Annotated in this window: 12 protein-coding genes; 3 read left to right on the forward strand and 9 right to left on the reverse strand. The window is 44.1% G+C overall.

Going from position 1 to position 14,223, the window contains the following annotated elements:
* The 3 genes from RBB12_RS10060 to RBB12_RS10070 form a co-directional block, all read right to left on the reverse strand.
* Positions 1–2,472 (reverse strand): DUF5686 and carboxypeptidase regulatory-like domain-containing protein, encoded by a 2,472-nt coding sequence (locus RBB12_RS10060; protein ID WP_306013556.1) that lies wholly within the window; start codon positions 2,470–2,472, stop codon positions 1–3.
* A 216-nt stretch (positions 2,473–2,688) separates the two neighbouring features.
* Positions 2,689–3,876, reverse strand: coding sequence for a pyridoxal phosphate-dependent aminotransferase (locus RBB12_RS10065; RefSeq protein WP_306013555.1), 1,188 nt, complete (start codon positions 3,874–3,876; stop codon positions 2,689–2,691).
* A 12-nt stretch (positions 3,877–3,888) separates the two neighbouring features.
* Entirely contained in the window at positions 3,889–4,992 is a 1,104-nt protein-coding gene (locus RBB12_RS10070; protein ID WP_179385178.1) for a fatty acid desaturase family protein, read from the reverse strand.
* 112 nt (positions 4,993–5,104) lie between these two features.
* Between RBB12_RS10070 and rsmG the strand changes: the two genes are divergently transcribed.
* Entirely contained in the window at positions 5,105–5,740 is a 636-nt protein-coding gene (gene rsmG / locus RBB12_RS10075; RefSeq protein ID WP_306013554.1) for a 16S rRNA (guanine(527)-N(7))-methyltransferase RsmG, read from the forward strand.
* Here rsmG and RBB12_RS10080 read toward each other — a convergent pair whose 3' ends face one another.
* The 6 genes from RBB12_RS10080 to RBB12_RS10105 form a co-directional block, all read right to left on the reverse strand.
* Positions 5,741–5,863: a hypothetical protein gene (locus RBB12_RS10080; protein ID WP_257024025.1), complete on the reverse strand. Its 123-nt coding sequence runs from the start codon at positions 5,861–5,863 to the stop codon at positions 5,741–5,743.
* Positions 5,864–6,005: 142 nt separating this feature from the next.
* A complete protein-coding gene (locus RBB12_RS10085; protein ID WP_306013553.1) occupies positions 6,006–6,770 on the reverse strand; it encodes a creatininase family protein in 765 nt (254 codons plus the stop codon).
* 75 nt (positions 6,771–6,845) lie between these two features.
* Entirely contained in the window at positions 6,846–8,474 is a 1,629-nt protein-coding gene (gene pruA, locus RBB12_RS10090) for an L-glutamate gamma-semialdehyde dehydrogenase (protein WP_306013552.1), read from the reverse strand.
* Between the two features lie 73 nt (positions 8,475–8,547).
* On the reverse strand, positions 8,548–8,934 hold the full coding sequence (apaG, locus tag RBB12_RS10095; protein WP_179385174.1) for a Co2+/Mg2+ efflux protein ApaG: 387 nt from the start codon (positions 8,932–8,934) through the stop codon (positions 8,548–8,550).
* A gap of 1 nt (position 8,935) precedes the next feature.
* Positions 8,936–10,189: a DUF3667 domain-containing protein gene (locus RBB12_RS10100; RefSeq protein WP_306013551.1), complete on the reverse strand. Its 1,254-nt coding sequence runs from the start codon at positions 10,187–10,189 to the stop codon at positions 8,936–8,938.
* Between the two features lie 30 nt (positions 10,190–10,219).
* On the reverse strand, positions 10,220–11,464 hold the full coding sequence (locus tag RBB12_RS10105) for a type IX secretion system plug protein domain-containing protein (protein WP_306013550.1): 1,245 nt from the start codon (positions 11,462–11,464) through the stop codon (positions 10,220–10,222).
* Between the two features lie 151 nt (positions 11,465–11,615).
* On the opposite strand from RBB12_RS10105, the gene RBB12_RS10110 reads away from it, so the two are divergent.
* Complete coding sequence (locus RBB12_RS10110; protein WP_293283476.1) at positions 11,616–12,971, forward strand: Na(+)-translocating NADH-quinone reductase subunit A; 1,356 nt, start codon at positions 11,616–11,618, stop codon at positions 12,969–12,971.
* Between the two features lies 1 nt (position 12,972).
* Positions 12,973–14,223, forward strand: coding sequence for an NADH:ubiquinone reductase (Na(+)-transporting) subunit B (locus RBB12_RS10115; protein ID WP_306013549.1), 1,251 nt, complete (start codon positions 12,973–12,975; stop codon positions 14,221–14,223).

Here is a 14,223-nt window from a genome sequence, read left to right on the forward strand (position 1 = left end):
CTACGGAAAGGTCAGGCCTATGTTGAGGCCCCTTTCTACCTTGCCGTTAAAATAGCTTTGGGCATATCCAACACGTAAAAACCGGAATTTTTTAATGCCTAAATTTCCCAATGCAATGCCAAATTCAGTGTAGGGCGTATTTCCTTCGGTGGCCAAAAGCTTGCCTGAAAAAATTAAATGGGCATTGAGTTTGCGCAATAGGGGTAGTTTGTTCATGAACCAACCCTTGAAATTATGCTCAACATGCCCTTCAAAATAGCTTTGGTTGGTGCTTAAGTTGTAATAGGGCAGTAGAAAAAAGGAATCCATATAGCTTCTTACGGTGACGTGGGATTCGTTGCCATTGAAATGTTGATAATCCACAAATGAAATATTGTCGGCATTCAAAAAGCTGCCTCCTCTAAAATTGTAGGCAAAACGTCCCTTGTCGGCAATGTTAAAGGCTTGGAACAAGCCAGCCTTGAACTGGTGAAAGTGGTTGTCGCTGTTGTTCGACAAAAATCCGTTTTCATAGCCCAGCGTAAGCGTGGGATACCGTTCATTGGGGATATTGACTTTTTCGTCGGGATAGCTCAGGTACTTTTGCCCAAACCTGATACGGAACCCCAAATCCATCCGTACCAAGGTATGGTCTGCAATGCCAGCATTATTGGTGTCGGTGGGGTCCAAAGGGTTGTTGGACGAAAAATCAGCAGGGTCGGAACTAAAAGGGGTGCTCGATACGGTATTGAAGAGCGGCTTGCGGTCTTCGTAGGCAACCAACACATTGCCTCGAATCCCATTGGTCAACTCTATGGAATGGAAAACCTCCGTAAAGGTACGGTCGTAGAATTTGGCGAAGTTATTTTCAAAGAAAAGTGTCGCAATGGTATTACCTATCGGAGTGATGGGCTCTTCACCATTGAACTGAACCGCCTCCGTGCCCGCCCTGAGCCTTAGATAGGGCCTGGAGAACTTATTGAAACGGTACGACATGGAAAAAGTGGGCCTTAAACGTTTGTCGGACTGGCCATAATTAAGGGCTCCGCCAAGGCTAAATCGGCTGCCTTTTTCCTCATTTAATTTTATATAATCCAGCGTTAGCCAGCCATGCCATCCTTGCACTGTGTTGAAAGATAGATTCTGAATTGGCGACCCCACCACATAATAGGTTTCATTGAAGGTATCGCTGTAGGTATAGCCCAAAAATAGGTTTGACCATTTAAATCGATTGCCCTTCGCATCTATCGAATCCAAATATTGTTCGGATTTCCGGATAACTTGAATGCTATCTTTTTTGAGATAATCCTTTTTTTCCTCCTGTGTCAATGGAACAGGGCGTAGACTTGACCAGTATAGTGAGTCTTTTTTATTGGCGTTTTCCTCAAAATCCAAGATTTTATTGGTAAAGTCTGATTTGGTCAAATTGGGCTCAAGGTCATAATCCTTAAAGGCGGCTGTAAATCGACCATCTCCTTTAAAGCCCAAAATGGAGTATTTAAAATCCAGACTTTGTAATACTTTGAGCCATAGCTTTTGTTTGGGGGAGTAATTGAAGCGTTGTTTCAGAAAAAAGGTGTCCACGGGAATAATCTGCGCTTGCTGTCCAGTAGTTTGAAGGTCGGCGGCGTAAATGGACCAGTCGTTTTCTACAATGTAGATGGTACCACTAAAGGTCTTGTCCTGCTCCCGCTTTGGTGTGATTTCGATTTGGTTGATCAGGATATTTCCATCTTCATAAAAGGTGCCTGCCAACTCGTAGTTGTAGTAATTAAAGGCATTTTCAGCTATGGGCGATACCAACTGTGTGGCACCTCCGAGCGAAAAGGAGTTGTCGTATAGGGAGAAATCAACATCGGAGGCAGCGTTGAAACTAAATCCATTGTCGTCTCCTGCCACCTTGGAGGCTACAATGGTCTCGGTAAAATCTTTGTCTTTTTTTGCAATATTGGAAACAGTTTCGGAAAGATATACGATACCCGTTCGTGTAGAATCCAGTCCTCCTCCAAAATCTCCCAAATCCTGCCCTAGGATTCGTTCGGGAGCACCCTCGATGCGAATCAATCCTTTGGAATAAAAACTTGCGGTATAGTTGGCTAACTGTTCTTTAATGTTAGCTCTTTTTTCAATGGCTTTTTGAATGATGTAATTGGCGGGATTTTCTTTGGCATTCACTTCAATCCCACTCAATTGTACACTCTCCTCTTGGAGTACCATATCCAATTCAACACTGTTCTGATTGGCTGCAATGGTTCTTTTTTCTGTCTTGTAGCCCAAGTATTTAAAAACGATGGTTTGTTCTTGACCGGTAGATAAAGGCAATTGATACGTCCCGGCATCATTGGTAGTGGTTCCATTAAGAGTACCTTCGATATAGATATTGACAAACGGGAGAGGCTCTTGTTCCGAGTTGGTAACCTTTCCAAAGACTTGCGCTCTGCAGTCGATGCTCATCAGCATCAAAAACAATGAAAGTATAATTTTATGGTACATAGCAGTTGATACTCAACCTATGAGTTAAGTGACACGGTTATTTGGGAAACATTCCTGTTCAGAGTAAATATAGCAAAGGTCAAGGAGAAGGAATCATAATAAAAACCCAATCGTTTTATTTTAAGGATATGCAGTAGAAATTATGGTCTGAATTGTATCCAAAAAAAAAGACCCTAGCCAAAGCTAAGGTCCTTTAATTGGTATTTATATTCTCAATTAGCTCAATGCGTCTTTGATACGCTTGATGGCTTCTTTCAATTCATTTTCTGATGCTGCGTAGGAAATGCGGATACAATTTGGATTTCCGAACGCCTCACCTGTAACGGTGGCCACATTGGCGTGTTCCAACAAATAGAGGGAAAAATCCGAGGCATTGTTGATAGCAACACCGTTCAAGCTTTTTCCAAAGAATGCCGAAATATCGGGGAATACATAAAATGCTCCTTCTGGCACGTTTAGGTTGAACCCATCAATTTCTCCCAAGAGCTGAAGCACAAGGTCCCTTCTTTCATGGAACTTGTCAATCATGTATTTGATTTTGCTCACGGGCGCTTCCAAAGCGGTGATTACGGCACGTTGGGCAATGGCATTTGCGCCACTGGTCACTTGTCCCTGTAGTTTGGTACATCCCTTGGCAATCCATTCGGGAGCTCCAATGTACCCGATTCTCCAGCCCGTCATGGCAAAGGCTTTGGAAACACCGTTCACGGTCACCGTTCTGTCATACATGCCATCAATCCCCGCTATGCTTACGTGTCCGCCAGCAAAATTGATGTGTTCGTAAATTTCGTCGGAGACCACATATATGTTTGGATACTTTTTAAGTACCTCGGCCAAACCTTTCAATTCTTCCTTGCTGTACACTGAGCCACTTGGGTTGCAGGGCGAGCTGAACCAGAGCATTTTTGTTTTTGGGGTGATGGCCGCTTCCAATTGCTCGGGCGTCATTTTAAAATCGGTATCGATTTGGGTCAGGACTTCCACGGGAACGCCTTCGGCCAATTTTACGATATCGCTATAGCTTACCCAGTAGGGTGCAGGCAATATCACCTCGTCCCCTGGATTCAGAACCACCATGGCCACATTGAACAGCGATTGCTTCGCTCCTGTGGAAACCACGATTTGGTTAGGCTTATAATCAAGATTGTTATCTCTTTTGAACTTATTGGAAATAGCGGTCTTGAGCTCCGCATATCCATCTACTGGTGTGTAGCTGCTATAATTCTCGTCGATGGCCTGTTTGGCGGCATCCTTGATAAAATCGGGAATGTTGAAATCGGGTTCCCCCAAGCTCAAGCCGATAATATCCTTTCCTTCATTTCGTAATTCCCGTGCTTTGGCGGCCATGGCCAAAGTTGCTGACGTGGACATGTTCTTGATCCTGTCAGATAGATGGTTGCTCATTAGTGCTTCTTTTTACTGGTACTGAACGGCTGGATTTTTGCCCAGCTCCTTCAGATGTTTGAAGTGCGAAATTATAGCTTTTCTGGTAGTTTTGTACTCGTGGTATGGCAAATTGAATTCCCGTGCCGTTTGTTTCACAATTTTGGAAATATTTGTGTAATGGATGTGGCTAATGTTCGGGAAGATGTGATGCTCCACCTGATGGTTCAATCCACCTGTAAACCAGTTTACGATACGGTTCTTGGTGCCAAAATTCACTGTGGTAAACAATTGGTGGATGGCCCAAGTGTTTTTCATGTTTCCGGCTTCATCGGGAAGCGGTGTGTCCGCATGATCCACAATGTGTGCCAATTGGAAAACAACGCTTAGGATAACTCCTGCCACATAGTGCATGATAAAGAATCCAAGAAGTACCTGCCACCAGGCAATGTCTACAAAAATCAATGGTAGCACGATCCAAATGGTTATGTAAATCACTTTTGTTATGACCAAAGTGCTCCAGTTGATGACTGGATTGGGCAGTTTACCATAGCTCAATTTCCGTTTCATGTAACGGTACATCTGTTGGAAATCTGTGGTGATGGCCCAGTTAAAGGTCAATAGACCATAAAGCAAAATGGAATAGTAGTGTTGAAATTTGTGGTGCTTTCTCCATTCGGCATGCTTGGAGAACCTTAAAATCCTTCCTGCTTCCATGTCCTCATCGTGTTCATGGATGTTGGTGTAGGTGTGGTGCAGCACATTATGCTGTACTTGCCAGTTGTACACATTTCCGGCCAAAATGTAAATGCTGCTGCCCATGAGCTTGTTTACCCATTTTTTGTTGGAGTAGGCTCCGTGATTACCATCGTGCATCACGTTCATTCCCACTCCGGCCATTCCCACACCCATGGTTATGGAAAGTAACAAATAGCCCCAAAAGGGTAAATCCAGGGTCAACATTAAAAAATAGGGGGTCAAAAAAATGGCGAACATCACTATCGTTTTCAAGTGAAGTTTCCAGTTCCCGGTTTTCTTGAGGTTATTTTCTTTGAAGTATTCGTTCACTCTTTTGTTCAATGTTCTGAAAAATTGTGCGGAATCCTTTCGTGAAAACCGGATGGTATTCGTATTCATAAAAAAAATTTTTACAAAGGTAACTAAAATGCTTCTTTAGGTTAACAAGGTTATGTTAGAACGGTGTTAAGGTCGTTAAAAGTATTAGTTTTGTCAAAAATAATGGTTGTAGATGAAAGCGGAACTTGTCTTTAAATATTTTACGACGCTCAACAATGAACAACAAGAGCAGTTCGCCAAACTGGAAGCGTTGTACAAGGATTGGAACCAAAAAATAAATGTGGTTTCCAGAAAGGATATTGATGAGCTTTATCTGCGCCATGTGCTTCATTCCCTTGGGATTGCCCAAATTCAAACGTTCAACGAAGGTTCTCAAATTTTGGACGTGGGCACTGGTGGTGGCTTTCCCGGTATTCCCCTGGCCATACTATTTCCAAACGTAAAGTTCACCCTTGTGGACGCTATTGGAAAAAAAATCAAAGTGGTGGATGAGGTCGTTGAGGGACTTGGATTGCAGAATGTGAAAACCTACCATTCCAGGGTAGAGGAGATTCCGGGTCAGTTCGATTTTATTGTAAGCAGGGCGGTGGCCGCTATGCCCACCTTTGTGCACTGGACCAAGGGAAAAATCAAAAAAGATTCCTCCCACCAACGAAAAAATGGCTTACTTTACCTTAAAGGCGGTGACCTTACCGAAGAATTAAAAGGTTATGAGACCGTCCAAGTATTTGATTTGAATGAATATTTTGAAGAGGAGTTTTTCGAGACCAAAAAGGTGGTATACTTGCCCCAAAAGTATAAGGGTTAGTTAAATACTGTACATCCTCTTATACACCAATCTACATTTTCTGGCGTAGTCCTTGGCATATTGCCATAATTGCTGATACTTTTTGATCATCAATTTTCCCCATGCGTTTATTCCTGCTGTCATAACAAATTGATTTTAAAATGTAAAGATAGACACATTACATTTAGTTTACAATTAGTTAACGTTAAATTTACATATAAATTACATTGGAGTCATCATTCTTGTGGTTTTTGGTGGTCAACGGTTTGTATTTCAGGTAGATATGCTAATCGTACAAGGTGTTGATATCTGCTTCTGCGATATCCACTAAAAGTTGTCCCATTTTGGCGCAGACCATGTTAAAGAACACTTGTCCTTTTTCAGCTGTTGCCTTGCTAGGGTCACCGACTCCAGTGTCTTCACTTATCTTGGACCACGGGCGTTCGGTCCAAGCCCATCCTTCGGAAAAGGCTTTTATGTTGTTCTTGAATTCCTTGCCGCTTCCCCAATCTTCTCTGGGCAATACCAGTTCAGGGGTCAAGTGCAGAATCAAGCTGGTCTCCATTTCATCGGCATGGTCTCCTGGTAGTTCAAACACCCCGGATTCACTGCCGAGTTTAAACCAGTTGGTGACGCAAAGGAACATTTCAGGAAAAAGAAGTCCCAATTCCCGCACGATGGCTTTCCAATTGTTTCCGCCATGACTGTTCAGGATCATGAACTTTTTTACGCCCTGACGGTCCAGCACGGTAAGGATGTCCTTCAAAATGGCGAATTGGGTACTTGGGTTCAGGTTCATGTCCAAGTAGATATCCGACTGCCCCGTGTTCACCCCAAATGGAATGGTAGGTAGCACAACCACCTTGCTCCCTTTTTCCCATGCAATACGTGCCGATTCCTCGGCAATTGAGGTTCCTTCGATAACATCGGTGGCGTAGGGGAGGTGGTAGTTATGGGCTTCTGTGGCGCCCCAAGGCAGTACGGCGAGGTCGAAGGATTCGTTTTTTAAGTGTTTCCAATTGGTCTCGGCCAAAATATAGGGTCTGGGCATGTATCTAGTGAATTAGGTTGAACAAAAAAAGCCGTCATGTTTTGATGACGGCTTTTAAATTAATTGTTTTTGAGGTTATCCCAAAAATGGATATCGATAATCTTCAGGAGTCACAAAAGTTTCCTTGATCAATCTAGGGGAAACCCATCTGAGCAAATTCTGCATAGATCCGGCTTTATCATTGGTTCCGGAAGCCCGTGCTCCCCCGAAGGGTTGTTGTCCCACAACGGCCCCCGTAGGTTTGTCGTTGATGTAGAAGTTACCGGCCGCATTCTGTAATGCTTTCGTGGCTTCGTCGATGGAGTAGCGGTCGCCTGATAGGACAGCTCCCGTCAATCCATATTCAGAGGTGCCGTCCACCAATTTCAAGGTTTCGCTCCAGTCGTTGTCCTCATACACATACACGGTGACCACAGGGCCAAAAAGCTCGGTGTACATGGTCTCATACTGCGGATTGGTGGTCAGGATTACGGTCGGCTCAATAAAGTAACCTACGGATTTATCGTAATTTCCTCCGGCAATAATCTCGGCATCTTTATCTGCTTTTGCCTTGTCGATGTACTTCGCCAATTTATCGAAAGCGCCTTCATGGATCACGGCGGTAATAAAATTGCTCATGTCCTCGGGCGACCCCGGTTTGTTGAACGAAGCAATATCCTTTTTGACCAATTCCAAGATTTCATTGGCTGTGGACTTGGGCAGGTATACCCTTGATGCCGCACTACATTTTTGTCCTTGAAACTCGAATGCCCCTCGGGTAATGGCTGTGGCCACTTGTTGTGGTTTTGCCGTTGGGTGGGCAATGATGAAATCCTTGCCTCCAGTTTCGCCAACAATTCTTGGGTAGGTTTTGTAGTTGTGGATGTTGTTTCCAATCTGTTTCCAAAGAGATTTAAAAACATCCGTAGAGCCGGTAAAGTGAATCCCAGAAAAATCTGGGCTGGCAAGTACCGTATCGGAAATCATGACCGGGTCTCCGTACACTACGTTGATGACCCCGTCGGGCAGTCCAGCTTCCTTGAACACATCCACAATGATTTTGGCGGAATAGATTTGGCTATCACTTGGTTTCCAAACTACTACGTTGCCCATCATGGCCGCGCTTGCGGGAAGGTTTCCGGCGATGGCGGTAAAGTTGAACGGGGTAATGGCGTAAACAAATCCTTCCAGCGGACGATACTCTACGCGGTTCCAAACGCCTTCGGACGATTCGGGTTGCTCCCCGTAAATCTGTGACATGTACTCTACGTTGAAACGCAAAAAGTCAACAATTTCGCAAGCAGAGTCGATTTCGGCCTGGTAAATATTTTTGGATTGCCCCAGCATCGTGGCAGCATTCATTTTTTGGCGGTAGGGTCCTGCAATTAGCTCGGCAGCCTTCAGAAAAACGGCGGCGCGCTGTTCCCAAGTAAGGTCGGCCCACTGCTTTCTTGCTTCCAAACAGTTGGAAATGGCCTTTTCCACATGACTTTTTTCCGCCAAGTGGTAATGCCCCAATATGTGCTTATGGTCATGGGGAGGAGAGAGTGGCTTGGTATTGCCCGTCTTTATTTCTTCGCTACCGATATAAAGTGGAATGTCCACTTTTTGGTTGTAGAATGCCTTATATTGATTCAGTACTTCTTCTCGTTCGGGAGAACCTGGAGCATAGCTCAATACAGGTTCGTTGTAAGCCGTCGGAACTTGAAAAAATCCTTTTCCCATAGAAATGTCTTTTTAGTGTTTTACAATTCTATCAAAGGTAGTGAAACCTGTAGGGAATATAAAATGACCCGTACTAGTTTATCGCGAATGGCGCCGCAAACTTGAAAGTGGGAATGTCCACTTCAAACTCCTTGGCGTTGGTAAAGTTGACCATATGGTAGTGACCACGCATGGCTCCTACGGGCGACGCCAAGAGGCAACCTGAACTGTACGTATGGGAACCACCCGGCTTTATCACTGGTTTTCGGCCGATAACACCTTCGCCGTCTATGGTCTCCATTTCCTTAAGGGCGTCGAACACATCCCAATGCCTTGCGGTGAGCTGTACGGTATCCTTGCTGAGGTTTTCGATGCAAATGGTGTAGCCAAACGCATAGTGCACCTTGTAGTTTTTGAAGAAAGTGCCCTCAAAAGTGGTGCGGACCGAAACTTTGATTCCTTTGGTGACCTGTGTAAACATATTAATAAGTTAAACCACTTCCTGCAAACGTAAGTATGATCGTAAAAAATGCTAAAATCATAAATACAGTGTTCAGAAAAATATACTTTACAATTGTTTTAAACCTTCCCTGTCCGTAGAATTTTCGCATGGCCTTGTACAGGTAAATGCCAAAAATCAACAAAAAGATTCCCGAGCTGTTCCAGTTGAAAATGGTATCCAATGTAAGGCTAAGGATGAGCAAGATAAATAAGAGCGATTGATTGTGGAAACTAAAGATAAGATGATCGGTGTAGGTATTATTATTTCTGATGTACACCAACCAAATGAAGACCGTGAACACTGGTATAAAGAAAAATATGATAAAAGGAAGCTTGGAAATGGTGCTATTGATCCAGTTACTAGGTTCTCTGATGGCCCTTAAAATACTGTTTGCGCTATTAAAGGCCATTTTGTTGGTCATGGTTGCTTCCACGCCATATTTTTCACGCGCCTCATCAAAACTATATAGCGTGTCCTGTTTGATGAAATAGCCGAAAAACTCCGCTTTTTTGGAAAAGTTTTCCAGCCCGGACCCATTCCCCAAACTTTTAAAATAGGCCCTAGGGTCCGCCTGCATCAAGGAATCCTTTTTCCTTTCCTTGCGCTGTGCACTTTGCACAAAAACCCCGATGGAGTCCATGTATTGGAGCTGTTCGGACAATTTTGGGTCGGCTTCCTTAATGGAGTCCAACTTGTTCATGCCCAGCAAAACACCGGGATTTGTTTTCTTTAAGGAGTCCAACATGTTTTTGGTCTTATCGGACTGTTCTTCGAGCGCCGTGCTGTCCACTTCAAAATTGCCGGAGTCCACATCAAAACTGATCGGGGAGCCGCCATAAATATTCCCGTCGAATTCACGTGCGGCCTTGTCCAAATCTGTAAAATTACTATTGTAAGTAAACATCAAAAAGTAGAGAAATGCCAAGCTCAACAAAAAGCGGAAAGGATTGGTGTAGGTGATTCGTTTGCCGTTTACATAGTCCTTTGTGATGCTACCGGGCCTAAGTAAAAGGGCGGAAAGGGTTTTTAGCAGTTTGGAGTCGTAGTTGATCAGCCCGGAGAAGAACTCGTCCAAGAAATCCTTAAGCGTTAGTTTTTTGGTGCTGTTGGCTTGGGAGCAATTGGGGCAGTACCTGTCACTAATGTCCAATGGGTGGCCGCAGTTTAAGCACTCCACGCCACGGAACTTTAGTTCGTACCGTCCTTTGGTAATCAACCCACCCTTTTTGGCCATATAATTTAGATAAGGATAGGGTAAAGATAATTAATTGCTGATATTTTGGGAGTTTACGGAGCCTATACCTATTATACTATCGTACATTTCACCAAAATCACGGTAGTACACCAAGATGAGATAGTTGTTTTCGGTAAAATGGAAATTGCCGCTGACCAAATTGGGTTCTAGGGTGCCGTCTTCGCGCTGCACTACATATTTATAATTGTAAAACCCTTGTTTAATGGGCAGGGTCACTTCAAATTTGCCGCTTTCTTCATTAAAGGTCATCTTGTTCTCTTCCGAAAGTGCGTAATTGTTGAACTTTCCGATGACGTACACATCATCCAATCCAATCAAGTTACTGTAGGGTAGACTAAAGTGCACTTTGGAATATTCCGCTTCGCGGGAAACATCCTCTCCTTGCATTGTCCTGACCACAAAATCCCCATTGATATCAGGAAAGTAGGTGTATTCCTGGTCGAAACGATATTGATTCGTGAACAGATAGTGGTGGTAGACCTCCCTCATTTCAATCTTGGAAATGGCAAAAGTGGGCGACCTGAGGTCTTTTGTGTCAAAATTTAGGTATTCGTTACCCCCAAAAAAACTGGTCTCCTCATTGTAACGATATACGAGTTCGGTGCCAATGGTGAATTGGGGCGGAATATTGTAGAGTGCCGTGGGCCATTGGTGGTTCTGGATGATGGCCACCTTGATTTCCCGCTTTGGATTTACCACGTTGAAACCAGCAGTATTGATGGTAAATTGCACCACTTGCTTGGTGTTGATAAAATTGAAGTCCCTAGATCGTTTTACTACGCCGGAAACGTTCACCACATTGCGGTATACCACAAACCTTCTGGAAAACTGAAGGTCGCCATAACTGTTGTATACCTCCAGTACGTAGTTGCCGCTAACCCTCAACCTTACGTTTTGATTGGGAATGGTGAGTCGATAGTTGGAATAGGGCTGTAGGGTGGTATAGCTGTTTTCGTAGTCGATAATGCGCTGGTTGTCCGCTCCGTCCAGATATTGGGATTTTAACAATTGGGAAGGTGTCCAATCGTAATCGCAATGAAAGATTTTGTAATAGTAGTCCTGTTCATTGGCCAGCAGGTCGTCGAACTCCAAGGTGATGGGGTCGCCCAGTTGGATGACGGGAAATTGATCTTCCGTAGGCCCCTTGAAAACAATCGATTTGATATTCTCCGGTGGCTCCACCTCCTCCATCACTTGGCCAAAAGTTGGCTGGGCCATCAAACCGAAAAGAACTAAAATGTAGGTTAAACGCATCTGGGACACTATTTTGCGGTAAAGTTAAACAAAAACTGTGCTCGATGAAGTAAGCTCGTTATAATCCCAATTTTATAGTTAATTATTATGAAAACAATCCTTTTAGTGCTATTTTTGCGTTCGATTTTGATAACCTAAGGTCTACAATAATATGTCTAAAGACATCCGGATTAAAAAGGGGTTGAACATCAACCTCGTCGGGGCAGCAGAGCAGACTATAGCCAATGCCGTTGCGAGTAACGTATATGCCCTGAACTTAGATGATTTCCACGGAATCACTCCAAAAATGTTGATTAAGGAAGGTGAAGAGATAAAAGCTGGCGAGCCCATCTTTTATAACAAGAACAACGAAGACATGCACTTCGTTTCCCCTGTCAGCGGAGAACTTGTGGAAATCGTGAGGGGAGCTAGGAGGCGAATCTTAACCCTAAAGATTCTTGCCGATAAGGAACAGCAATACATGATCAACAAGGTGCCGGATTTGGATACGGCCGATGGTGAGGCCATTAAATCCTACCTTTTACAGTGTGGTGGATGGCCTTTTATCAAGCAAAGACCTTACGATGTGATCGCTGATCCCAGCGCCACTCCCAAAGCTATTTTTATTTCCGCCTATTCCACGGCTCCTTTGGAGGCCGACCCGGATTTTGCCTTAAGGGGCAAGGAGCAGGAAATCCAAGCTGCAATAATGGGATTGAGCAAAATGACCCCTGGAAAAATCCATGTGACAGTTGGGAAGGGCAATGCAAGGTCGCCTTTTGTTGATTTAAAAGGAGTTGAGCTTCATAGAATCACAGGTCCACACCCAGCAGGATTGGTAGGCACACAGATCAATAAAATAGACCCCATCAACAAAGGTGAGGTGGTTTGGACCCTTTCACCGCAGGACGTTGTGATGTTGGGTGAGCTTTTGCTGACCGGTAAATTCAATGCTGAGCGAATAGTTGCGTTGGTTGGTTCAGTGATCAAAGCACCGAAATACTACAGGACCAAGATCGGGGCTGAAATTTCTACCTTTTTATATGCCAGCGGCGTAACGGAAGATAGGTTCAGGTTGATCAATGGCGATGTGCTGACAGGCACCAAAACCAATACTGAAGGATATTTGGGCTTCTACAATAATACGGTTACGGCCATTCCAGAAGGCGACGATTATGAGTTTTTTGGATGGAACAAGCCGGTTTTCGATAAAATATCGTCCACAAGGGCATTGACCTTTTCTTGGTTGCAGCCCAAAAAGAAATACGATTTAGATACCAATACCAATGGCGAGCACAGGGCTTTCGTGGTAACGGGAAGGTATGAGGAGGTTTTTCCAATGGATATCTACCCGCTTCAATTGTTAAAGGCCTGCATGGTAAAGGATTTGGACGAAATGGAACAATTGGGCCTTTATGAAGTGGCCCCTGAGGATTTCTCTTTGACGGAATTCATCTGTATTTCAAAACAACCGCACCAACAAATAATCAGGGAAGGATTGGATTTGTTACAAAAAGAATTAGGATAATATGGCTTTGAAAGAAAAATTACACCAGTTAAAACTTAAGTATCAGGGCAAAAAAATGGCCCCGGCCTTTAACGCACTGCATACTTTTCTTTATACTCCCAATGAAACGACCCATTCGGGAGCTCACGTTCGTGCTGCTGACGATTTGAAACGCACCATGAACACCGTTATTTTGTCGTTGGTGCCCTGTTTGTTGTTCGGAATGTTCAACGCAGGATATCAACATTATTCGGCAATCAACGGTTTTCCTGAGAATTTCTCCCTATTCGAGCATTTCTTGACTTGGGACAATTTCTGGGTTGGAGTAACCACCGTATTGCCGTTGGTCATTGTTTCCTACGGTGTCGGTTTGGCCATCGAATTCTTGTTTGCCGTAATCAAGGGACACGAAGTAGAGGAAGGATACTTGGTAACAGGTATGTTGGTTCCTTTGATCGTGCCGGTTGATACTCCACTTTGGATGTTGGCCATCGCCGTTGTATTTGGCGTTGTTATCGGTAAGGAAGTGTTCGGAGGAACCGGAATGAATATTTTAAATCCCGCATTGACGATTAGAGCCTTTTTGTTCTTCGCCTATCCAACTTGGATGAGTGGTGACAAAGTTTGGGTCCATGAAGCGGTGGAAAGAGCGGGCACTGCCGATGCCATTTCTGGAGAGACTATTCTTGGGTCCTTGGCGCAAGGTTCGGACTATTCCTATTCCTTGGCAGATATGTTCTACGGATTTATCCCAGGTTCAGTGGGTGAAACATCGACCTTGTTGATTCTTTTGGGAGGACTCTTCTTGATTTTTTCCAAGATAGCGTCATGGCGCATCATGGTGAGTGCCGTAATCGGTGCCTTGGCCATGGGACTTATCTTTAATGGTATCGTGGACGCTGGATGGCTTCCCGAATACAGCAAGTTCTACACTTTGATGAGCTTCCCCTTCTGGCAGCATTTGATCGTAGGAGGTTTGGCTTTCGGTATCGTTTTCATGGCAACCGACCCGGTAACAGGTTCCCAGACCAATAAAGGAAAATGGTACTACGGATTCTTCATAGGATTCCTGTCCGTCATGATTAGGGTGTTCAACCCAGGATATCCAGAAGGCGTATTCTTGGCCATCCTATTGATGAACGTATTTGCACCTACCATCGACCACTACGTGTTGAAGGGCAATATCAAAAAGAGATTGAAGAGATTGAAAACCGCAACCATCTATCCCAAAGCTTCGGATGAGGTTGATTCATTAAAAACGGAAACAGCGTAA

It is taken from the genome of Allomuricauda sp. MMSF_3307 (assembly GCF_030733585.1).
Lineage (GTDB): Bacteria > Bacteroidota > Bacteroidia > Flavobacteriales > Flavobacteriaceae > Flagellimonas.